General features: G+C 64.8%; 22 protein-coding genes. 11 read left to right on the forward strand and 11 right to left on the reverse strand.

Annotated elements, in window-relative coordinates:
• Positions 1–37 precede the first annotated feature (37 nt).
• Positions 38–763, reverse strand: a complete 726-nt coding sequence (locus GGD62_RS16365) for an alpha/beta hydrolase (protein ID WP_018316449.1) — start codon at positions 761–763, stop codon at positions 38–40.
• Positions 764–902: 139 nt separating this feature from the next.
• Between GGD62_RS16365 and GGD62_RS16370 the strand changes: the two genes are divergently transcribed.
• Positions 903–1,883 carry a helix-turn-helix domain-containing protein gene (locus tag GGD62_RS16370; protein ID WP_018316448.1) on the forward strand — a complete coding sequence of 327 codons (981 nt, stop codon included), beginning with the start codon at positions 903–905 and terminating at the stop codon, positions 1,881–1,883.
• Between the two features lie 6 nt (positions 1,884–1,889).
• Here GGD62_RS16370 and GGD62_RS16375 read toward each other — a convergent pair whose 3' ends face one another.
• A complete protein-coding gene (locus GGD62_RS16375; protein ID WP_018316447.1) occupies positions 1,890–3,035 on the reverse strand; it encodes an acyl-CoA dehydrogenase family protein in 1,146 nt (381 codons plus the stop codon).
• Positions 3,036–3,161: 126 nt separating this feature from the next.
• On the opposite strand from GGD62_RS16375, the gene GGD62_RS16380 reads away from it, so the two are divergent.
• Positions 3,162–3,839, forward strand: coding sequence for an alpha/beta family hydrolase (locus GGD62_RS16380; protein ID WP_183709053.1), 678 nt, complete (start codon positions 3,162–3,164; stop codon positions 3,837–3,839).
• A gap of 3 nt (positions 3,840–3,842) precedes the next feature.
• Here GGD62_RS16380 and GGD62_RS16385 read toward each other — a convergent pair whose 3' ends face one another.
• Entirely contained in the window at positions 3,843–4,817 is a 975-nt protein-coding gene (locus GGD62_RS16385; RefSeq protein ID WP_183709333.1) for a ketopantoate reductase family protein, read from the reverse strand.
• A gap of 148 nt (positions 4,818–4,965) precedes the next feature.
• Here GGD62_RS16385 and GGD62_RS16390 point away from each other — a divergent pair, with 148 nt between their 5' ends.
• Positions 4,966–5,769 carry an enoyl-CoA hydratase-related protein gene (locus GGD62_RS16390; protein WP_183709054.1) on the forward strand — a complete coding sequence of 268 codons (804 nt, stop codon included), beginning with the start codon at positions 4,966–4,968 and terminating at the stop codon, positions 5,767–5,769.
• Between the two features lie 3 nt (positions 5,770–5,772).
• On the opposite strand, the gene GGD62_RS16395 is transcribed toward GGD62_RS16390, so the two are convergent.
• Together GGD62_RS16395 and GGD62_RS16400 are read right to left on the reverse strand one after the other, a co-directional pair.
• Entirely contained in the window at positions 5,773–6,045 is a 273-nt protein-coding gene (locus GGD62_RS16395; protein WP_179732087.1) for a hypothetical protein, read from the reverse strand.
• Positions 6,046–6,193: 148 nt separating this feature from the next.
• Positions 6,194–7,078 (reverse strand): LysR family transcriptional regulator, encoded by an 885-nt coding sequence (locus GGD62_RS16400; RefSeq protein ID WP_183232075.1) that lies wholly within the window; start codon positions 7,076–7,078, stop codon positions 6,194–6,196.
• Between the two features lie 111 nt (positions 7,079–7,189).
• Between GGD62_RS16400 and GGD62_RS16405 the strand changes: the two genes are divergently transcribed.
• From GGD62_RS16405 to GGD62_RS16420, 4 genes are all read left to right on the forward strand, one after another.
• On the forward strand, positions 7,190–8,554 hold the full coding sequence (locus GGD62_RS16405; RefSeq protein ID WP_183709055.1) for an FAD-dependent oxidoreductase: 1,365 nt from the start codon (positions 7,190–7,192) through the stop codon (positions 8,552–8,554).
• Positions 8,555–8,589: 35 nt separating this feature from the next.
• A complete protein-coding gene (locus GGD62_RS16410; protein WP_183709056.1) occupies positions 8,590–9,594 on the forward strand; it encodes an ABC transporter substrate-binding protein in 1,005 nt (334 codons plus the stop codon).
• A gap of 187 nt (positions 9,595–9,781) precedes the next feature.
• Positions 9,782–10,555, forward strand: coding sequence for an ABC transporter ATP-binding protein (locus GGD62_RS16415; RefSeq protein ID WP_018316439.1), 774 nt, complete (start codon positions 9,782–9,784; stop codon positions 10,553–10,555).
• Positions 10,548–11,369, forward strand: coding sequence for an ABC transporter permease (locus GGD62_RS16420; RefSeq protein ID WP_026201672.1), 822 nt, complete (start codon positions 10,548–10,550; stop codon positions 11,367–11,369). The genes GGD62_RS16415 and GGD62_RS16420 overlap by 8 nt, the downstream gene beginning before the upstream one ends.
• 185 nt (positions 11,370–11,554) lie before the next feature.
• On the opposite strand, the gene gtdA is transcribed toward GGD62_RS16420, so the two are convergent.
• Positions 11,555–12,595, reverse strand: a complete 1,041-nt coding sequence (gene gtdA, locus GGD62_RS16425) for a gentisate 1,2-dioxygenase (RefSeq protein WP_183709057.1) — start codon at positions 12,593–12,595, stop codon at positions 11,555–11,557.
• Positions 12,596–12,775: 180 nt separating this feature from the next.
• Here gtdA and maiA point away from each other — a divergent pair, with 180 nt between their 5' ends.
• Together maiA and GGD62_RS16435 are read left to right on the forward strand one after the other, a co-directional pair.
• On the forward strand, positions 12,776–13,408 hold the full coding sequence (gene maiA, locus GGD62_RS16430; protein WP_179732077.1) for a maleylacetoacetate isomerase: 633 nt from the start codon (positions 12,776–12,778) through the stop codon (positions 13,406–13,408).
• Positions 13,398–13,910: a MarR family winged helix-turn-helix transcriptional regulator gene (locus GGD62_RS16435; RefSeq protein ID WP_183709058.1), complete on the forward strand. Its 513-nt coding sequence runs from the start codon at positions 13,398–13,400 to the stop codon at positions 13,908–13,910. Before maiA ends, GGD62_RS16435 begins: the two co-directional genes overlap by 11 nt.
• 162 nt (positions 13,911–14,072) lie before the next feature.
• On the opposite strand, the gene GGD62_RS16440 is transcribed toward GGD62_RS16435, so the two are convergent.
• The 5 genes from GGD62_RS16440 to GGD62_RS16460 all read right to left on the reverse strand — a co-directional run bounded on the left by GGD62_RS16440 (position 14,073) and on the right by GGD62_RS16460 (position 19,341).
• Positions 14,073–15,686 (reverse strand): benzoate-CoA ligase family protein, encoded by a 1,614-nt coding sequence (locus GGD62_RS16440; protein ID WP_183709059.1) that lies wholly within the window; start codon positions 15,684–15,686, stop codon positions 14,073–14,075.
• Entirely contained in the window at positions 15,683–16,822 is a 1,140-nt protein-coding gene (locus GGD62_RS16445; RefSeq protein WP_018316433.1) for an FAD-dependent monooxygenase, read from the reverse strand. The genes GGD62_RS16440 and GGD62_RS16445 overlap by 4 nt, the downstream gene beginning before the upstream one ends.
• Positions 16,823–17,013: 191 nt before the next feature.
• Positions 17,014–17,229, reverse strand: coding sequence for a hypothetical protein (locus GGD62_RS16450; RefSeq protein ID WP_018316432.1), 216 nt, complete (start codon positions 17,227–17,229; stop codon positions 17,014–17,016).
• Positions 17,230–17,349: 120 nt separating this feature from the next.
• Positions 17,350–18,195, reverse strand: coding sequence for a cysteine rich repeat-containing protein (locus tag GGD62_RS16455; RefSeq protein WP_179732068.1), 846 nt, complete (start codon positions 18,193–18,195; stop codon positions 17,350–17,352).
• A gap of 144 nt (positions 18,196–18,339) precedes the next feature.
• Positions 18,340–19,341 (reverse strand): NADP-dependent oxidoreductase, encoded by a 1,002-nt coding sequence (locus GGD62_RS16460; RefSeq protein ID WP_018316430.1) that lies wholly within the window; start codon positions 19,339–19,341, stop codon positions 18,340–18,342.
• A gap of 213 nt (positions 19,342–19,554) precedes the next feature.
• Between GGD62_RS16460 and GGD62_RS16465 the strand changes: the two genes are divergently transcribed.
• On the forward strand, positions 19,555–20,853 hold the full coding sequence (locus tag GGD62_RS16465) for a dicarboxylate/amino acid:cation symporter (RefSeq protein WP_179732066.1): 1,299 nt from the start codon (positions 19,555–19,557) through the stop codon (positions 20,851–20,853).
• A gap of 9 nt (positions 20,854–20,862) precedes the next feature.
• Positions 20,863–21,804, forward strand: a complete 942-nt coding sequence (locus GGD62_RS16470) for an amino acid ABC transporter substrate-binding protein (protein ID WP_183709060.1) — start codon at positions 20,863–20,865, stop codon at positions 21,802–21,804.
• Positions 21,805–21,812: the final 8 nt, after the last annotated feature.

The raw sequence follows: 21,812 nt of genomic DNA on the forward strand, positions 1-21,812 counted from the left end.
GCTCACCGGTCGTGAGCGTCGCCACGGGATTCACCTGTCAGTCGCGTCCCGCCTCCATGATCGCTTTGGCGAGCCGTGCCGGATCGGAGAAGCACAGCTCATGGCTTCCCGGCACTTGCACCAGGCGGAACAGGCCGAGCTTCTCTGACAGCCGCGGATGCCAGGGATGGCTGTGCGGCATCGCGGTGTCCTCGGTGCAGTTGATGTAGGATTTGGCCAGCGGCATTTCGGCTGGATTGGTCTTGAGCGCGATCTTGTCGGTGAAGGTCGCCAGGGGATGCGGATTGAGCACGTCGTAGGCCTTCTGCGCCAGCGCGATATCCGCATCATTGATAAAGGCCTCGCGCCAGACCGGGAAAGGCAAGACCACCGAGCCGTCGCCGCGCTCGGCCGCGATCGCGTCAAACAGCCCGATATAATGCGGCGGCACCATGTCGTTGAGACATTCGCCGTCGTTGGGCACGAAGGCATTCCAATAGACCAGGCGGCGGATCCGCTCGGGAGCCAGGTCGGCAACGCCGGTGATGACCATGCCGCCATAGGAATGGCCGAGCAGGATGACGTCCTTTAGATTGTTCTCGGCAAGATAATCAGCGATCGACTGGATCGCTTCCTTCAGCCCGGTCGTCTTGGCATCGCCCGGACGGTTGCCTTTGATGGTGGGGGTATGGACCTGATGGCCTGCCGCGCGGATGGGGGCGGCGACAGGCTCGAACTCGGTGCCGGTGTGCCAGGCGCCGTGGACGAGAACGTAGGTGGACATGTTGTGGCTCCTCCCGAGGGTGTGGTTAGATCGGCGCATGATGGTCTTGGCGGGGCAGTGTGGCCGCGCAGCAAACCTGAACCGGTAACGAATTCGTTGCTTGGCTGGGAGTGAACCGGATTGGTCTCGGAGTGAACCGATGCAGCAGATCGAGCGCGCCGTTCCGTCACGCCAATCGGCCTGGGACACCGCGGGCGTCCGGCCAGCGGAGCAATTCGCCTATTATCGCGAGGCGATCTGCCAGGCTTTCATGAATCTGACGCCGGAGCCGGCGGCGGCAGCCGGCTTTCCCGCCAGCGTCGAGCACGTCCGTCTCGGCGACGCCGCAATCAACCGCGTCAGCTTTCCCGAACACGTTGTGCGCCGTTCCGCAGCCGACATCGCGGCGTCCGACCGCAGCTGCTTCTATCTCAATCTGAAGCTGGCCGGCCGCTGTCGCATCCTGCAAGGAAATCGCGAGATCAGCCTGTCGCCCGGACAGGTCGGCATCTTCGACAGCGACCAGCAGTTCGCGCTTTTGCACGATCGTGGTCCGCAATTGCGTGTCGCCTCGTTCTGGGTGCCGGCTGAGGCGTTGCGCGAACGGCTGCCCGTTTCGTTCGATGTCGCTGCGGTGCGCGTGTCCGACGATCCCTTCGTCGGCCATCTCATCGTCGAGACGGCGCGCACGCTCAGCGACGGGGCGCTGCGCATGACCGAGGATGAGGGCGTGCTTCTGTTCCGGGCGTTGATCGAGCTGGTTGCCGTGAGCCTGTCACGTCGCAGCCGGGCAGGTGCTGCCGAGTCGGAAAATCTCGCCGATACCACCACGCTGGCCTTGAAACGTGCCATTCACCGGCGGCTCCGCGAGCCCGGGCTTGCGGTTGCCGATGTCGCCGATGCCGTGGGCATCAGCGAGCGCTACGTGCACAAGCTGCTGGCGCGATCGGGCTCCAGCTTCACCGAATACGTCATCGACCATCGGCTCGACGGCGCGGCCAGGGATCTCAGGGATGCTGCGATGGCGGATCGTGCGATCGGCGCCATCGCGTTCGACTGGGGCTTCTCGGACCTGTCGCACTTCACGCGACGCTTCAAGCAACGCTTCGGCTGCCGGCCGCGTGACTGGCGTGCGCAATGAATCGAGCTACAGCGACCTCGCGATCAGCAGCTTCATGATCTCGTTGGTGCCGCCATAGATCTTCTGGATGCGGGAATCGATGAAGATGCGCGAGATCGGGTATTCCTGCATGTAGCCGTAGCCGCCAAACAGCTGGAGGCATTCGTCGGCGGTCTCGACCTGCTTCTCCGAGCACCAGTATTTCGCCATCGACGCCGTGACGGTGTCGAGATCCCCGGCGACCAGGCGCTCGATGCACCAGTCGACGAAGACGCGCGCTATCATGGCTTCGGTCTTGCGCTCGGCGAGCTTGAAGGCGGTGTTCTGGAAATCCATCAGGGGCTTGCCGAACGCTTTCCGCTCCTTGGTGTAGTCGGTGGTGAGCTTGACCGCGCGCTCCATCGAGGCGACGGCGCCGACCGCGAGCGCAAGGCGCTCCTGCGGCAATTGCTGCATCAGCTGGACAAAACCCTGGCCTTCCTCCTTGCCGAGCAAATTCTCGGGCGGCACGGTGACGTTGTCGAAGAACAGTTCCGAGGTGTCGGAGGCATGCAGGCCGATCTTGTCGAGGTTGCGCCCGCGCTTATAGCCGTCCGCGCCCGCGGTCTCGACCACGATCAGCGAGATGCCCTTGGCGCCGGCGTCGCCGGTGCGCGCGACCACGATGACGAGATCGGCGGCCTGGCCGTTGGTGATGAACGTCTTCTGGCCGTTGATGACGTAGGAATTGCCCTGCTTCTTCGCCGTGGTCTTGACGGCCTGCAGGTCCGAGCCGGTGCCGGGCTCGGTCATGGCGATGGCGCCGACCATCTCGCCCGAGGCCATCTTCGGCAGCCAGCGCTTCTTCTGCTCCTCCGAGCCGTAATTGAGGATGTAATGCGCGACGATGGCGCTGTGCACGGAGACGCCGGTCGTCATCTCCGGCACCGTGCTTTCGAGATCGTCCAACACCGCCGCGTCATAGGCGAAGGTGGCGCCCAGGCCGCCATATTCCTCCGGGACGCTCGCCAGCAGCGCGCCCATCTCGCCGAGGCCGCGCCAGGCGAAGCGGTCGACCATCTTCTGCTCGCGCCATTTTTCGGCATGTGGCGCCAGGTCCTTGGCGAGGTATTTCCGGAACTGGTCGCGAAAGACGTCGAGCTCTTCGGTCATCCAGGAGGAGCGGTAGGACATGGTTACCTCGGTTGATGCGCAGTTCCGGCTTGGTAGGCCAGCCGGGCGCGGCAATTATTGTGTTTTCAGGCTGCGCCGGTGACGCTACCAAGGCGGCCGGAAACGCGTCTGTCGGGATGATCGATTGTGGCTGTCAAAACTCAAGAGCTCAAGCTCGACATCGAAAACATCGGCACGGTGTCAGCGATCCTGACGCAGCCTGACGGCGCGAGGGCCTGTTACGTGCTGGCACATGGTGCGGGCGCCGACATGCGGCATGCCTTCATGGCGAAGACCGCAGAAGGACTCGCGGATCGCGGCATCGCGGCGCTCCGCTTCAATTTCCTCTACATGGAAGAGAAGAAGGGGCGCCCCGACCAGCCGGCGGTCGCGCACTCCGCCATCCGCGCGGCGGTGGAGGAGGCGGCACAGCAGTGTCCCGGGGTGCCGCTTGTCGCCGGCGGAAAATCGTTCGGCGGGCGCATGACCTCGCAGGCGCAGTCGAAGGCGCCGCTGCAAGGCGTCAAAGGGCTCGCCTTCCTCGGCTTCCCCCTGCATGCCGCCAAGAAGCCGTCGTCCGAGCGTGCCGAGCACCTCGCGGGGGTCACGATCCCCATGCTGTTCCTGCAGGGCACGCGGGACGGGCTTGCCGATCTCCAGCATCTCAAGCCTGTCATTGCGTCGCTCGGGGCGAAGGCAACGCTGCACGAGGTCGAAGGCGGCGATCATTCCTTCGCGGTGCTGAAGAAGTCCGGCCGGACGAATGAAGAGGCGCTCACAGAAGTGCTCGACACGCTCGCGGCGTGGATTGACCAACTCGCCTGAGCTTCACGCCGAGTAAAGCCCCTTGTCGCGCGCCTTCTGGATCGCCAGCGCGGCGATCAGGTCGAGCGTCGGTGTCGACAGGCCGGCGGTGCGCGCGAAGGCGGCGGGCGCCCTCACCAGCACGTCGATCTCCATGGCGCGGCCAAGCTCGTAGTCCTGCAGCAGCGAGGGCTTGTGATTGGGGGCGGGCCCGCTGCGCGTTACGCGCTTGACCTCGGGAATGAAGTGCTGGGCGATGTCGTTGGCCTCGTTCAGCATGCGCGGGATGACCTCCGCAAAGGCGGCGTCGTCGCGCACGCCGCGTGCGGTCTGGCCTGTCAGCAGGCACAGCACCGACAGCGACATGTTGGTCAGCAGCTTTGACCAGATCGCCTCGCGGATTTCGGCGACCGGCGGTGATTCCAGCCGCGCGTCGTTGAAGACGCCGCGAAGCCTGGTGATGCGCTCGCAATTGCGGTCGTCGCATTCGCCGATCAAGAGGCGGTTTCGGTCCGGGGTGAGGTTGTGCACCACGCCTGGCGCCGTCACCTCGTTGGAGGAGAAGACGACGCCGCCGATGATCCGCTCCTTCGGGATGCAGCTGCGCAAGCGCCCGCCGGGATCGAGGAAGGAAATGTCCGGCGGTGTCGGATGCCGCGGCGGCAGGCCGATCCCGTACCACCAGGGAATACCGTTCTGGGCAAAGACGATGGCGGTGTCGTCCTGAAGCAGAGGCTTGATGTTGGCGACCAGTCCCGGGAGCGCAGTGGCCTTCAAGGTCGAGATCACGACGTCCTGCGGCCCGAGCTGGGCCGGATCGCCCGAGGCGTTCACCTTGGCGGAGACCTCGGAATCACCGACGCGCAGTTTGAGGCCACCTGCCCGGACCGCCTCCAGATGCGCCCCCCGCATCACGCACGAAACGTCATGACCGGCGCGCGCCAGCCGGACCGCGATGTGGCTGCCGACGGCGCCCGCGCCGAAAATGCAGATGCGCATGATGATTCCGTCCTGTCCCTTGGTGCCACCGGGCGGCAGCATGACACAAGCCGCCATGCGATGGACGCGGCCGCCCCACGCTGGAAAGATATGGATCGGGACGCGCCGCCTCGGCCATAGTGCGCAGCAAACAACCGGAGGATCGCCGATGACTGCCAGCCCCGTGCTGTGGACCCTCGATGAGCGTGGGGTTGCGACCGTCACGTTGAACCGGCCGGAGGTCAACAACGCCTATGACGGCGCGTTGATCGCGGGCGTGCTCGCGGCGATGGACGATCTCGGCAAAAAGCCGAATCTTCGCGTCGTCGTGCTCAGGGGCAACGGCAAGCATTTCCAGGCCGGCGCCGACCTGAAATGGATCAACGGCGTGCGGCCGCAATCGGCAGAGGCGAACGAGGCGGCCTCGCGCGCGACCTTCGAAGCCGTGCAGCGGCTGAACACGCTGCCGATCCCGACGGTCGCTTTGGTGCAAGGCGGCTGCTTCGGCGGCGGCACCGGCGTGATCGCGGCCTGCGACGTCGTGATCGCCGCGGACAATGCCCTGTTCTCGATCACCGAGGTGCGCTGGGGCCTGACCGCCGCGATCATCATCCCGCAGCTTTGCGACGCCATCGGCGTCCGGCAAGTGCGGCGTTACGCGCTGACCGGCGAGCGTTTCGGCGCCGAGGACGCCCGCCGCATCGGCCTCGTCCACGAGGTGGTGCCGCTCGGCGATCTCGAAGCCGCAGGCGCGAAGGTCGTCGAGCAGCTGCTCGCCAACGGACCGGAGGCGATGGCCGAGACCAAGAAGCTCGCGCTGGAAAGCTCGTTCGGCGGCATGGCGGTGGACGATGCCGCCTACACGCGGCTCGTGCAGCTGCATTCACTCAAGCGCCAGAGCGCGGAGGCTGCAGAAGGGCTGGCCTCGTTCGCCGAGAAGCGGGCGGGAAATTGGAGTGGGGGGAAGGGCTGAGCGTCAGCAGCCGCGGCAGATGTTGTTGATGCTGCGATAGACGGCGTCGTCGTCCTGCCGCATCTGGCGCAGCGTTTCGAGTGTCTGACCGTCATTGGCAGGCGCAACGGGCTTGCGCTTTGCGGCGAGTTCGTCCTCCTGCCGCTTGTAGCAAGCTTCACGCTCGGGTTTGGTTTGAATGAAGCGGCAGTTCTGCTCCAGGGCCGAGGCAGCGGTGGTTGAGATCGCGAGAGCGGTCAGGGCGGGCAAGGCGAATTTCAAGAGTAGCGAATCCATGCGGGCACTTCTGTCAGGTCCGTCATTCCCGGGCAACCGTCTTTTGGCGGGCGTGTAGCCCGGATGAAGCGAAGCGTAATCCGGGGCCGGTGTCCCCGCATTCCGCTGCGCTCCATGCGGGCTACGGCCCTCTCACAAATGATCCGGCCTACAGCGATGGCGCCAGTGACGTTTTCAGCAGTGTCAGCAGCGCCTGCACTGCCGCCGCATTGCGCCGCCGCTCGGGGATCGCGGCTTTCACCCACAGCTCCGGAATCGGAAAGTCGCGCAGCACCGGCTTCAGCGTGCCGTCGCGCAAGGCATCGGCCACGAGATAATGCGAGAGCAGCGCGATGCCGTTGCCGGCGATGGCGCTGCGCGCCAGCACATGGCCCTCGTTGGAGGAGAGCAGCGGACTGACCTGGATGCTGATGCGGCCGCGCGGTCCGTCGAAGATCCATTCCGGGCCGGTGGGCAGAAAGCTGAGGCAGCGATGCTCGACGAGATCGCGCGGATGCTTTGGCGTGCCGTGCTTTTTCAAATAAGCGGGCGAGGCGCAAAGCAGCCGCTTCAATGCGCAGAGCGGCTCGTCGACGACGCCGCCGAAGGAATGCGGGAAGGCGCCGATGGCGATGTCGAATCCTTCGGTGACGGGATCGACCGGGCGATCGATCAGCACGATGTCGAGCTTCAGCTTCGGGTTCTGGGTCTGGAACGCGCTGAAGGCGTCGGCGAGCCGGGCGACGGTCAGCGAGGTCGGTGCCTTGATGCGCAGATGATCGACGAGATCGTGGCCCTTCTCGCCCATGCGTGAGAGCAGATCGGTGGCATCGGTCACCACGCCGCGTGCGCGATGCACATAGCGCTGTCCAGCCTCGGTCAGCCGCAACTGCCGGGTCGAGCGGTGAAACAGCGCCGTGCCGATCCGCGCCTCGAGCTGCGTGACGCGTTTTGCCACCACCGAGGTCGAGACGCCGAGCTTTCGCGCGGCGGCCGAGAAGCCGGCGGCATCCGCGGTGGCGAGAAAGGCTTGCAGGTTCACGAGGATGTCCATGTCGACCTTTCTCAATTTGCAAAAGCTGATCGCGTATTTTGGTGGATTGTACCTCGGTGCGAGCTAATTCATAGTCGCTCCCAAGCAAAGGAATTTGGGAAGGGACGCGCCATGCGGGCCACAATGATCGAAGAACCGGCACGCCAGGTGCCGCTCTATGGCGAATATGAAGTCGTCGTCCTCGGCGGCGGCCCGGCCGGCATCGTGGCTGCGGCTTCAGCGGCGCGCGCGGGGCGAAAGACGCTGCTGGTCGAACGCTACGGCTTTCTCGGTGGCATGGGCACCGCGGCCGGTGTCACAAATTTTTGCGGTCTGCATGGCAATGTCTACGGTCAGGCCCATCGCCTCGTGCAGGGCATGGCGTCCGAGCTGCTGGCGCGGATCGATCGGCTGAACGGCCTCAACACCCCGCACCTGATCCTCGGCAAGGTTTTTGCGCAGGCCTATGACACCGCGGCCTACAAGATCGCGGCCGATCAACTTCTCGCAAGCCACAGGGTGCACATCCTCTTCCACGCGCTCGGCGCCGGCATCGTGATGGGCGACAACAGCCGCATCGACGCGCTGATGGTCGAGACCAAGGCCGGACGGCAGGCGGTGCGATCGGAGATTTTCATCGACTGCTCCGGCGATGGTGACCTCGCGGTCTGGGCCGGCGCGCCGTTCGAGATCGGCGACGCGCACGGCCATCCCATGTACCCCTCGATGATGCTCCGTCTCAACGGCATCGACCCCGACAAGGCCGGCGATGCCTGGCGCACCATCCCGCAATTGATGGAGAAGGCGCTCGCTGCCGGCACGCATAAATTTCCGCGGAAAAGCGCGATCGTGCGACCGCAGAAATCCGGCATCGAATGGCGGGTGAACTTCACGCAGGTGGCGCGCGAGGACGGCCATGCCATCAACGGCGTCGAGCCTGACGATCTCACCCGCGGCGAGATCGAGGGCCGCAAGCAGGCGCTCGCCGCGTACGAGTTCCTGCGCACCGTGCCGGGCTTTGAAAAATCCTACATCGTCGATTTGCCGCCGCAGCTCGGCATCCGCGAGACCCGTCGCATCAAGGGCGGCTACCAGCTCAGCGGCGAGGACGTGCTCCGCTGTGCCTCCTTCGAGGATTCCATCGGCGTCAATGGCTGGCCGATCGAGGCTCACGTGCCCGGCGACGTCGTCTTCACCTTCCCGCCGATCCCGGAATCGCGCGGCTATAACGAGCTGCCCTACCGCATGCTGGTGCCCGAAGGCGTCGACAACCTACTGGTCGCCGGCCGCTGCGCCTCCATGACCCATGAGGGCCAGTCCGCGGCACGGGTCTCCGGTGCCTGTTTCGTGATGGGCGAGGCGGCCGGTTCCGCCGCCGCGCTGGCGCTCTCCGGAAACCGGATCCCGCGCGAAATCCCCATTGAAAAGTTGCAGGAAACGTTGAAACAACAGGGCGCCTTCATCGGACGGGACCAGCCGGTGCCCGAGGGCCTGTAACGGACTGCAAGATAAACGACGGCGGAGGAAACGGGATGATCGGAATTGCGCGGCTCGCGGCAGCCAGTCTTTTGGCGATCATGACAATGGGCGCAGCCCATGCCGAGGATGCGCTGAAGGCCAGGATCGGCGTGCTCCGTCTGTCGTCCTCCGCGCCTGTCTTCATCGCGCAGGACAAGGGCTATTTCCGCGAGGCCGGCCTCGAGGTGGAGCTGAAATTCTTCGACGCGGCGCAGCCGATCGCGGTCGCGACGACCTCGGGCGACGTCGATTTCGGCATCACCGCCTTCACCGCCGGTCTCTACAATCTCGCCGGCAAGGGCGTGCTGAAGGTGATCGGTGGCATGAGCCGCGAGAAGCCCGGCTACCCCCTGATCGGCTATTTCGCCAGCAACAACGCTTACGCGGCCGGATTGAAGACGCCGAAGGACCTCGCGGGTAAACGCGTGGCGATGACGCAGGTCGGCTCCTCCTTCCACTATTCGCTCGGCCTGCTCGCCGACAAATACGGCTTCAAGCTCTCTGAGGTGAGGATCGTGCCGCTGCAATCGCTGTCGAATGCGGCGGCCGCACTGAAAGGCGAGACCGTCGATGCGGCGCTGCTGCCGATCTCGACCGCGCGCAAGCTCACGGACGAAGGCGGCGCGAAATTCCTGGGGTGGGTCGGCGACGAGACGCCCTGGCAGCTGGGTGCGGTGTTCGCCTCGCCGAAGACACTGACCAACAAGGCGCTGGTGACAAAGCTGCTCGGCGCACTCGCCAAGGCCGACCGCGAATATCACGACGTCATCCTCGCCGCGATGAAGGGCGGCGTCGCCCCGATCAACGACAAGACCAAGCCGCTGCTGGAGATCATCGCGAAGTACACCAATCTCCCGGTCGAGCAGGTGGTCGGCAATTGCGCCTATATCGATCCCGACGGCAAGCTCGACGTGAAGAACGTCGACAACCAGATCAAATGGCTGCAGGAGCAGGGCTTTGCCGACAAGGGTTTTGACGCGAATGCGATCATCGCGAAGGACTATGTGAAGGCGGATTGATGCCCCGTACTCCCAACTATCCCCGTCACCCTGAGGTGCCCACCTTGCGGCGTGCCGCAAGGTGGGCCTCGAAGGGCGTACGGCCCGGATGCGCCTCGGCCGTTCATCCTTCGAGGCTCTCATCGCGATGCATACGCATCGCAATGCTCGCACCTCAGGATGACGGGTTGAGAGTTGAAGGTTCCCCATGGACCTGATCGCCAACCACATCTCCCACCGCTTCGGCGACCTCGCCGTGCTCGACGACGTCTCCTTCACGGTGAGCGCCGGCGAGGTGGTGGCGATCGTCGGGCCCTCCGGCTGCGGCAAGAGCACGCTGCTGTCCATACTGGGTGGCCTGCTGCAGCCGACCTCCGGCGCGCCCGAGCTGCGCGGCGCGCCGCCGGCGGACAGCCTCAATCCGCTCACCTTCGTGTTCCAGGATTTTGCGCTGCTGCCCTGGGCGAGCGTGGAGGAGAACGTCGAATTCCCTTTGCTGCACACCCAGCTCTCGGCCACGCAGCGCCGCGCGCTGGTCGACGATGCCTTGCGCCGGACGGGCCTGACCGATTTCCGCAAAACCTATCCAAAGCAGCTCTCCGGCGGCATGCGCCAGCGTGTCGGCATCTCGCGCGCGCTGGCGGTGAAGCCCGCGATCCTCTTGATGGACGAGCCGCTGTCGGCGCTGGATTCGCAGACCCGCGAACTCCTGATGGAGGATTTCGTCCGCCTGCTCGCCGATGGCGGCATGGGCGCGGTCTATGTCACCCATAATCTCGAAGAGGCCGCGCGGCTGGCCGATCGCATCGTGGTGCTGTCGCGGCGGCCCGGCCGCATCCGCGAGGTCGTGACCGTGCCGATGACGCGCAGCGAGCGCGGCGAAGCTGCGGCGCGCGAAAAACTGCTGGCGCTGCAGAACCAGATCTGGTCGCTGATCCGCAACGAAGCCATCGATGCCGAGCGCGAGGTCCAGCATGCTTGATCGCGCGGCGGCTGACACTGCGAAGGATAGCGCGACGCGGCGCGTTCGCTTTCGTGGCGCAGGCTTCGTGCCCGCGTCGAGCCGTTTCGGCGGCTGGATCGCGCTCGCTTTCGTCATCGCGATCTGGCAGGCGGCGGGCAGCACCGGCCTCGTCAATCCCCTGTTTCTGCCTGCGCCATCGGCTATCGCGCGCGCGATTTACCAGCTCGCGATCTCGGGCGCGCTCTGGCAGCATTTGTCGGCATCGCTGCTGCGCATCGGCGTCGGCTGGCTGCTGGGGACGGCGGCCGGCGTCGCCGTGGGCTTTGCCATCGGCTTGTCGCGGCTGGCGCGCAGTGTCGGCATCACCTTCATCTCGGCGCTGTTCCCGATCCCGAAGATCGCGCTGCTGCCGCTGTTGATCCTGTGGCTCGGCATCGGCGAAGAGCCGAAGATCGCGACGATCGCGCTCGGTGTGTTCTTCTCGACCGCGATCTCGGTCTATAGCGGCGTCGATGCGGTGCCGCGCAACCTCATCCGCATGGCGCAGAGTTTCAACGTTCCCTTCGCCACCATCGTGCGCAAGGTGGTCTGGCCCGGCGCGCTGCCCGCGATCCTCGCCGGCTTCCGCATCACCGCCTCCGTCGCGCTGCTCCTCGTCGTCAGCGCCGAGATGATCGGCGCCCAATACGGCATCGGCGCCTTCGTGCTTCAGGCCGGCAATCTGATGCAGACCGATCAGCTGCTCGCGGGCGTGGTGATTTTGTCGGTGTTCGGGTTGGCGGTCGGGAAGGTGATCGGCTGGCTGGAGCTTAGGCTGTTGCACTGGCGGTAGCCACATTCACGGCACCCGTAGGGTGGGCAAAGCGTAAGCGTGCCCACGATCTCTTGATGAGTCGCGAAGGTGCGTGGGCACGGCGCAAGTGCGCCTTTGCCCACCCTACAAGTCCTCGTTTCCGCGCGGAGATACCGTTGGTGGATTACGCCTTCGGCTAATCCACCCGACGAGACCGGCGTGCCTCACGCGTTCCCGCGATCTTCGCGGAACAAATCCAGCTTCTGCTGCACCGGGCGATCCGAGAAGCTGAACAGCACGGCATCCTCATCCGCTTCGTGCGTGACCCATTGCCAGCTCGGCACCACGAACAGATCGCGCGGGCCCCATTCGAACACGGCATCGCCGATGCGGCTGCGGCCACGGCCTTCGATCGGACAGAACACGGTGGCATCGGTCGCACGATAGCGCGCGGTGGTAAAACCTTTGGGCAGCAGCTGGATGAACGTGCCGATGGTCGGCATGGCGAAATCGCCGGTCTCGGGGTTGCTGAACTTCAGCTTCAACCCGTGGCAGGCGTCCCACTCCTGGCTCGTCCTGGCTTTCTCCAGCGCCTCGCGCGTGTAGGCATAGGGATAGCTGAAGATCGGCGAGGTCTTCGAGCTCCGCTTGACGTCGACCGGCAGCAGGTTGTGGCCGTAGCGGGCAAAGCTGTCGCCGGCCGGTCTCGTAATCTTCTGCTGGTCTTCCTTGGAGCCTTCGGCAAAGGAGCAGTCGAAGAACTGCACCAGCGGAATGTCGAGGCCATCCAGCCAGAACATCGGCTGATCGGTCTCGTTGGAATGGTCGTGCCAGGTCATCGACGGCGTGATGATGAAGTCGCCGGGCTCCATCGCGGTGCGCTCGCCGTCAACCGCGGTATGCGCACCCTTGCCTTCGAGCACGAAGCGCAGCGCCGACTGGCTATGCCGGTGCGCCGGCGCGACATCGCCGGGCACCACCATCTGCACGCCTGCATAGAGCGAGGTCGTGATCTTGGACTGGCCGCGCAGGCCGGGATTCTCCAGCACCAGCACGCGCCGCTCGGCTTCCTTGGCGGTGATCAGCTTGCCGGCCTCCGTCATGTAGTCGCGGATGACGTCGAACTTCCAGAGGTGCGGCCGGCAGGCGCTTTTCGGCTCCGGTGTGATCAGATCGCTCATCACCGTCCAGAGCGCGGTGAGATTCTCGCCGTCGATCTTCTTGTAGAACGCCTCGCGTTCCGGCGTCTTGGTCACGGCTTCCATGGCGGCGCTCCCGTTCGTTTGTTGATTGACAGTATACTGACGATCTAGGTAGCGTCAATGTGACGGATAGTGATAAGGCTGTCGTTCCGGGGCACGCGAAGCGTGAACCCGGGACCTCGAGATTCCAGGTTCGGTGCCGGCGCATCGCCCCGGAATGACAAAAAAGCAGGGAGGGTCCCAATGAAGCTGCACGGCTATTTCCGCTCCAGCGCCGCCTATCGGGTGCGGATCGCGCTGAACCTCAAGGGCCTTGGAGCCGAGCACCTGCCGCATCATTTGCGCAAGGGTGAGCAATGCGCGCCCGCTTATCTCGCCATCAATCCGCAAGGTCTCGTGCCGGCGCTGGAGAACGACGGCGGCGCGGTGCTGACGCAATCGGTCGCCATCATCGAATGGCTCGACGAGACCCATCCCAATCCGCCGCTGCTGCCGAAGGATCCGCTGCGGCGTGCCAAGGTGAGGGCGTTCGCGCTGGCGATCGCCTGCGACACCCATCCGGTGCAGAACCTGAAAGTGCTGGCGCGGCTGCGCGAGCTTGGCTTGCCCGAAGAAAAGGTCCAGGACTGGGCCGCCTGGGTCAACCGCGAAGGGCTGTCGGCTTGCGAGACTCTGATCAAGGACGAGCCCGGCCCGTTCTGCTTCGGCGATGTGCCGACGCTCGCCGATCTCTGCCTGGTGCCGCAGCTCGCCAATGCCCGCCGTTTCGGCGTCGACGTGTCGGCCTATCCGCGCCTGCTCGCGGCAGAGGCGGCCGCAAAGGCGCTCGCCGCGTTTGCCAATGCCGCACCGGAGAAGCAGCCCGATGCCGAGTAAGCCGCCTCCGCCGATCACGATCGACGCGGTCTATGCCGCGCCGGGCTATCTGTTCCGGCGCATGCAGCAGATCGCGGTCTCGATCTTCATGGAGGAGTGCAAGGCGTTCGATCTGACCCCGGTGCAATATGCGGCCCTGATCGCGATCCACACCCATCCCGGCATCGACGCGACGCGGCTGTCGGCGGTGATCGCCTTCGACCGCTCCACGCTCGGCAGCGTGATCGAGCGTCTCCAGGCCAAGGACTATGTCGAGCGCAAGCCGGCCCCCGAGGACAAGCGGATCAAGCTGCTCTATCTGACCAAATCGGGCGCCGCGATCCTGCGCGAGATCATCCCGGCGGTCGAGCGCGCCCAGGCACGGATGCTGGAGCCGCTGAAGCCAGCCGATCGCAAGACGCTGATGGCGCTTTTGGTGCAGCTCGTTGATCTCAACAACGAGGCCTCACGCGTGCCGCTGCGGGCCGAGGATGCGCTGGAGCATCTCGGGAAGGCGGGGTGAGGAGGGGTGTGAGGCGATGTTCGCGCCCGACACTCAGATCTCGTAGGGTGGGCAAAGGCGCCCTTGCGCCGTGCCCACGATCTTTCTCCAACGATCAGAAGACGTGGGCACGCTCCGCTTTGCCCACCCTACGATTGCTGTGCGTGTGTCACCGTCCTCGCCTCACATCCGCAACAACGCCTGTCGGTCGATCTTCCCCGTGCCCGTCTTCGGCAGCTCGTCGGTGAAGATCACCTCTCGCGGATATTTGTAAGGAAGCAGCTTGCCCTTCACATAGTCCTGCAGCCGCCGTGTCGTCTCGCCCGGGTTGGCCGCGCGGTTGTTCATCACCACCACCGCCTTCAGCGTCATGCGACGGTCCGGCAGCTCGGTGGCGAACACGGCGCATTCGCGAATATCGGGATGGTCGGCGAGGCACAGCTCGACCTCGAGCGGATAAACCCATTGGCCCGAGATCTTGATCAGATCGTCGGCGCGGCCGCGGAAGAAGTGGAAGCCGTCGGCGTCGCGGATGAAGCGGTCGCCGGTGTAGATCCAGCCGCCTTCGCGGATGGTTTCGGCGGATTTGTCCGGCCGGTTCCAGTACAGCGGCGTGTTGGAATCGCCGCGCACCCACAAGATGCCTTCCTCGTTGTCGGCGACATCGCGTCCGTCCTTGTCGCGCAGCGCGACCTCGTAGCCGGGCACGCGCAGGCCCGCGGCCCCTAACTTCTTCCGCTCGGGCCTGTTGGAGAGGTAGATGTGCAGCACCTCGGTCGAGCCGAGGCCTTCGACGATCTCCAGGCCGGTGAGCGTCTTCCAGCCGTTGAAGACCTCCGCCGACAGCACTTCGGCAGCGGAGAGCGACATGCGCAGCGACGAGAAGTTGGTCTGTTGCGCGCCCTCGGCCTTGGTCAGGGACGTGTAGAGCGTCGGCAGGCCGAAGAACACCGTCGGGCTGTACTGCTCGATCGCTGCGAAGATCGCGGCGGGTTTCGGTTGCCCCGGCAGCAGCAGCGTTGCCGCGCCTGCCGAAAACGGGAAGGTGACGGAGTTGCCGAAGCCGTAGGCGAAGAAGATCTTTGGCACCGAGAAGCAGATGTCATCAGGCGTCAGCTTCAGCACGTTCTGCGCAAAGGCGAGCTCGCTATAAGCCATGTCGTGCTGGAGATGCACGATGCCCTTGGGCCGGCCGGTCGACCCCGAGGAATACATCCAGAACGCCATCTCATTGCGATGCGTGTCCGCTTCCGCCAGCTCGGCCGGGAATTGCGCGAGCCAGCTTGTCGCCATGACCGCCTTCGGCGCGGCGTGGTCGAGTGCCTCGCCATTGACGACGATCAGCGTGCGCAGGCGCGTATCCTTGCAGGCCTCGGCATTGAAGCGTGGCGCGAATTCAGCGTCCGCCACCGCAACGCTGGCGCCGGAATCGGCGAGGTAGAATTGCAGCAAATCCGGCGGCGTCAGGGTGTTGATCAGGAGCGGCACGAAGCCGGCCCGCACCGCGCCGAAGAACGCGGCCGGATAGGTCGGCGTGTCGTCGAGGAACAGCAGCACGCGGTCGCCGCGTTTCAGGCCGAGCGATGCAAAACCGTTGCCCCAGCGGCAAGCCTCGTCGCAGAGTTCGGCATAGGTCCGCGCGCCTGCCGGACCGATCAGCGCGACCCTGTCGCCACGGCCCTTGGCGAGATTGTCGAACAGCACTCGGCTGGCGTTGTAGATTTCAGGAATGGCAAAGCCGATCTCGCGCGCCCCTTCGCTGTCGGCAGGCACCTGGTCGAAGATCTCGTTGCTCATGCCTCGCCCCCGCCGTTCTTGGCAGCCTCGTAGCGCGCCATGAAGCCCGGCGACATGTGACGCAGGCGTGCATCGTCGATGCGGCCGGAGCGGGTGATGTAGCTGTAGGCGAAGTCCATCAGGTCCTGCTGCATGTGCTGGGCAAAATGCTCGTACCAGAAGGCACTGGTGCGCGCGGCGTTGACGAGCTTCTGCACCACCGGTTTTCGCGCGGCCTGGTAGCGATGCAGGGCGGTCGCAAGATGCGCATCCGATTCCAGCGCCTTGACCAGCGCGATGGCGTCCTCGATCGCGAGCCGCGTGCCCGAGCCGATCGAGAAGTGCGCTGAGTGCAGGGCATCGCCGATCAGCACCATGTTCTTGAACGACCAATGCTCGTTCCAGACCCAGGGGAAGTTGCGCCAGACCGATTTGTTGGAGACGAGGCAATGGCCGCCAAGCGTGTCCGCGAACACCTCTTCGCAGACGCCCTTGGACTGCTCGACGTCCTTGTAGGCGAAGCCATAGGCCTGCCAGGTCGCGTGGTCGCATTCGACCAGGAAGGTGCTCATGGCCGGCGAGTAGCGGTAGTGATGGGCGTTGAAGGCGCCGCGATCGGTCTTCACGAAGGTCTGCGACAGCGTGTCGAAGCGCTTCGAGGTGCCGTACCAGACGAACTTGTTGGAGGAGTAGGACAGCGAGGTGCCGAAATCTCCCTCGAAGGCGCGGCGCACCTGCGAGTTCAAGCCGTCCGCAGCGACGATCAAATCATGGCCGTTGAGCTGGTCGATGGCATGAATCTGCGTGTCGAAGCGCGGGGTGACGCCGACGTCGAGCGCGCGCTGCTGCAGGAACCGCAGCAGCTCGAGCCGCCCGATCGAGGAGAAGCCGACCCCGTCGATGGCGACGCTGTCGCCGCCGAGGTTCAGCGTGATGTTCTCCCAGCTCTCCATGTGCGGCGCGATCGCGTCGACCGTCTCGGGGTCGTCGGCACGCAGGAATTCCAGCGCCTGGTCGGAGAACACGACGCCAAAGCCCCAGGTCGCGTCGGCCGGGTTCTGTTCGAACAGGTCGACTTGATCCTCGGGGTGACGCTTCTTCCAGAGATAGGCGAAGTAGAGCCCACCGGGCCCTCCGCCAATCACGGCGATCCGCAACGTCTGCCTCCCTAATTGACAGTATACTTACTATCTAGGGGTAGACTAATGTGCTCCGGCGTCCCGCGCCAGCGGAATTATCGGCCAGCGCAGGCGCGCCAAAGCGCATCTTCGGACACAATTTTTACGCGTGTCCGAAACCGTCAGGTCCGAATCATAGCCAAACCGCGCCGGCTTGGCCATCCGCACCGTCAGACGCAGCGCTTCACGTAGACCCCGTTCACCAGCACCCTAGTACAGCGCACGGCGGGAACCGGCTTGCGGACCACGACGGCCGCGTTCGGCCCGGCGCAGCCGGCGCGATAGACGCCCCGTGCGCACACCACCGCATTGGCGTCGGTGGCCTCGAAGGTCATGGTTGCAGCGAAGGCAAGCAGTGCAGAAGCGACGAGCAGCAATGAACGCATGTGGTCCTCCCGGGCTTGTCGTGATCGAAATCGGATATCTGCAAAAGATTTGTCGTTGCAGGCGTGCGAAAATTCATGCGCACGCCGTTCGTCATTGTCGCGCTTGACGCGTGCGCCGCGTTATCTCGCCGCGAATGGGGCGAGCACGTCCTTGCACGCCGGCGACAGCGAGGCAGCCCTGTTGGAAATGCATTGAATGATGCGGCCGCCTCCGGGCGCGACGCCGGCGCAGAGCGTGCGGATGTCGGCGCCGCAGGCCGACCTCAGGATGAACAGCTCTTCGCGCGGCAGCAACGGACGCAACACGATCACGGCTGGCGCTGCCGCCGGCGCGGCTCCCGCCGCCGGGGCTGCTGCTGCGGGAGCCGCACCCGCGGGCGCCGCCGTTGCGGCAGCGCCACCGCCGGCTGCGGCGCTCACGGCCTTCTCGCAGGCCGGTGAAACTCTGGCCTTGTTCTTTTCAAGGCATTCGAGTGCCGCCGCGCCGCCCGGCGGCACGCTGGCGCACACCTTGGGATAGTCGGCGCGGCACGCGCTCTTGACCGCCGCAACCTGCGCGCTGCTCGGCTGCTTGGTGGCCGCGGCCTTCTGCGCGGGTGCGGCAGCCGGCTTTGCCGCGGGGACGGCATCTGCTTTCGGTGCGGCTGGCGCCGTTTCCGCCTTGGGCGCGGCCTCGGTCTTCGGCGCGGCGGGGGCAGCTTCGGTTTTCGCCGGTTCGACGGCGCGAACCGCGGTCTGGCATCCCGCCGACAGGCTGGACATGTTCTTCGCCAGGCATTGATACGCTTCCACGCCGCCGGGCGTCACGCTCGAGCAATGCGCCATGAAATCCGAACGGCATGCGGAGCGGATGGCGCTCTTCTGGGCCTCGGTCGGTGCTTGCGCGAACGCGCCTGTTGCAGTTGCGAAGAGCGCGGCCGCCAGCAACGCCTTGCGCGTCGATGCCTGTTTCAACGTGTTGAACATCTGGTGATTTCCTGCCCCGTCGGTCACGCCGACGACTTTCAAAATGTGATGTAATCGCAATCTTCGCGAGTGACGCCTCGCAAGCAGCATCATTCGCCGCTTTGACGTCACCCGCAAGTCAATTATGCCGGTGCAATTGCGCCGTCAGAGCCTGACCATGCGCTTGCCGCGGTTCTCGCCCGCGAGCAATCCGATCAGCGCCTTCGGCGTGTTCTTGAGGCCATCGATGATGTCCTCCTGCACCTTCAGCTTGCCGGATTTGACCCAGCCCTGGAGCTCGGCGAGCGCGCGCTGGCTCTCCTTCATGTAATCCATCACGATGAAGCCTTGCATGACCAGCCGCTTCACCACGATCAGCCCGGGCACGCCGCGCGGGCCGTGCGCGGAGGGCGCGCCGTCATATTGCGAGATCGCGCCGCAACAGGCGATGCGGCCATAATTGTTCATCTGCGGCAGGCAGGCTTCCAGAATGTCGCCGCCGACATTGTCGAAATAGACGTCGATGCCCTTGGGTGCAGCTGCGCGCAGCGCCTTGAACACCGCGCCGTCCTTGTAGTCGACGGCGGCATCGAAGCCGAGCTCGGAGGTCAGCCAGCTGCACTTGTCCGCGCCGCCGGCAATGCCGATCACGCGGCATCCTTTGATCTTGGCGATCTGCCCGACGATTGAGCCGACCGAGCCCGCGGCCGCGGAGACCACGACGGTCTCACCCTCTTTGGGCTTGCCGATCTCGAGCAGGCCGAAATAGGCGGTGAGGCCGGCGATGCCGAACACGCTGAGCAGGTGCGTCATCGGCTCGAGCTTCGGCATCTTGGTGAGATGCTTTGCCGGCACCGCGGCAAATTCCTGCCAGCCGGTGTCACCGAACACGATGTCGCCCGCCGCAAGCCCCTCGGCCTTCGAGCTGACGACCTCGGCAATGGCGCCGCCAGCCATCACGCTGTTGGCCTCGACCGCGGAGCGATAGGTCGCGCCGTGCATCCAGGCGCGGTTGGCGGCGTCGAGCGAAATGTATCGCACACGCAGCAAGGCTTCGCCGTCCTTCGGCTCCGGCACTGTGCTCTCCACCATCTTGAAATGTTCGGGGCCGAGCTTGCCGCTGGGTTTTTCGACCAGCAGAATCTGGTGATTGATGTTGCCGCTCATGGCGTTTCCCTCTTTGATTGTCTTGACGATTATTGATGCAGCCGCAGCAAACAAAACGTGCAGGCCGCATGTGTTGTGCGCTGCATGAAGGCTAGATCGCGGCGTTCCATTTCACAACGGGAACATCCTGAAAACGCGATCACACGCAAAGCGTGTTGCGTCGTTGTGATAACTGCGACATCATGAAGCGCCGGTGTACGTGGGGGGTAAGCGATGTCGAACAGGTTCACGCAATACATTCTGGCCGCGATGGTGCTCGGCATCATCATGGGATCGGCAATCTACAACTTCCTGCCCGACACGCGCGCCGACTGGGCGTCCTCGATCAACCTGATCGCCATGATGTTCCTGCGCCTGATCAAGATGATCATCGCGCCGCTGGTGTTCGCGACCCTGGTCGGCGGCATCGCGCATATGGGCTCGGGCTCCAAGCTCGGCCGCATCTTCGCCAAGACAATGGGCTGGTTCGTCAGCGCCTCCTTCGTCTCGCTGCTGCTGGGCCTGATCATGGTCAACCTGCTGCAGCCCGGCGCCAACTTCCCCGGCACGCTGCCTGCGGCGGGCCAATCGACCGGCCTGCCGGTCTCGGCCTTCTCGATCGAGAAATTCCTGACCCATCTGATCCCGACCTCGATCGCGGACGCGATGGCGCAGAACGAGATCCTGCAGATCGTGATCTTCGCGGTGTTCTTCTCGGTGGCGATGGGCGCAATGCCCGAGCGCTCCAAGCCGATCCTGGCGCTGATCGACGACATCGGCCACATCATGCTGAAGGTGACGAGCTACGTGATGCTGTTCGCGCCGCTCGCGGTGTGGGCCGCCATCACGGCGACGGTCGCCAAGAACGGCCTGCTGGTGCTCTGGAAGCTCGTCGTGTTCATGGGCGGCTTCTATCTCTCGCTGGCGATCCTGTGGACCATCCTGGTCATCGTCGGCTTCATCGTGATCGGCCCGCGCTACAGCCATCTCTTGAAGCTGGTCCGCGAGCCGCTGATGATCGCGTTCTCGACCGCGAGCTCGGAGGCGGCCTATCCGAAGACGCTCGAGGCGCTCAACCGCTTCGGCGCCTCGTCGCGGATCTCGAGCTTCGTGCTGCCGCTCGGCTATTCCTTCAATCTCGACGGCACGATGATGTACTGCACCTTCGCGGCCGTCTTCATCGCGCAGAGCTACCACATCGACATGCCGCTCGGCACCCAGCTTGCGATGCTGGCGACGCTGATGATCACCTCGAAAGGCGTCGCCGGCGTGCCGCGCGCCTCGCTCGTGGTGATCGCCTCGACGCTGGCGCAGTTCAACATTCCCGAGGCGGGCCTGTTGATGATCATGGGCATCGATACCTTCCTCGACATGGGCCGCAGCGCCACCAACGTGATCGGCAACACGCTCGCGACGTCGGTCGTAGCCAAATGGGAAGGCGAGCTCGGGCCCGAGCACGAGCTCGGACCCGGCGACGTCGTGCCCGAGGATATGGTGCCGGGCGAAGTGCCCGCGATGGCCAGCCATGGGTAGGAGCGAACCATGCGCCAGACACTGGCGAGGTCACTGACCTCAGGCGGGTTGTTGCTCGCGGCATCGTTGCTCGCGACCTCCTTGTTCGCGACCTCGGCTCGCGCGCAGACCGGCGGCGAGGGGCTCAGCCCGACGCTGGCGGCCGTCAAGAAAGCGCACACGGTGCGGCTCGGCTATCGCGAGAGCTCGCCGCCGTTCTCCTTCCTCGACCAGTCGGGCCGTCCGATCGGCTACAGCCTCGAGCTCTGCGAGGCCGTCGTCGAGGAGATCGGCATCGAGGTCGACGATCCCAATCTGAAGATCGATTACGTCAAGGTCACCTCGGACGACCGCATCGACGCCGTGCTGCAGAACAAGATCGACCTGGAATGCGGCTCGACCACCGCCAATGCCGAGCGCGGCAAGCGCGTCGCCTTCTCGCCCCTGATGTTCGTCGCCGGCACCAAGCTGATGGTGCCGAAGGGAGCGGCAATTTCCGGTGTCGCGGATCTGAAGGGCAGGACCGTCGTGGTGACCAAGGGTACGACGAACGAGCAGGCGATACACGCCGTCGACAAGAAGCTCTTGCTCGGCCTCAACATCGTGACCGCGCCGGATCACGAGCAGTCGTTTCAGATGGTGAACGACGGCAAGGCTGATGCATTCGCGACCGACGACATCCTGCTCTACGGCCTGATCGCGCGCCACAAGGCGCAGGAATATTTTCGCGTGGTCGGGGACTATTTGTCCTATGACCCCTACGGCATCATGTTCAGGAAGGGCGAGCCGCAGCTCTCCGCCGTGGTCGAACGTGCCTTCCGCAAGCTCGGCTCCAACCGCGATCTCGTCCCGCTCTACAACAAATGGTTCACCGCAAGGCTTCCCACCGGCGAACGTCTGAACGTGCCGATCTCGCTGCAGCTGGAAGAGGCGTTCAGGGCGATGGACGATTCAGCGAGCGCGAATAATTAGCGTTCGTG

The sequence above is a fragment of the Bradyrhizobium sp. ERR14 genome (assembly GCF_014198235.1).
Taxonomy (GTDB): domain Bacteria; phylum Pseudomonadota; class Alphaproteobacteria; order Rhizobiales; family Xanthobacteraceae; genus Bradyrhizobium.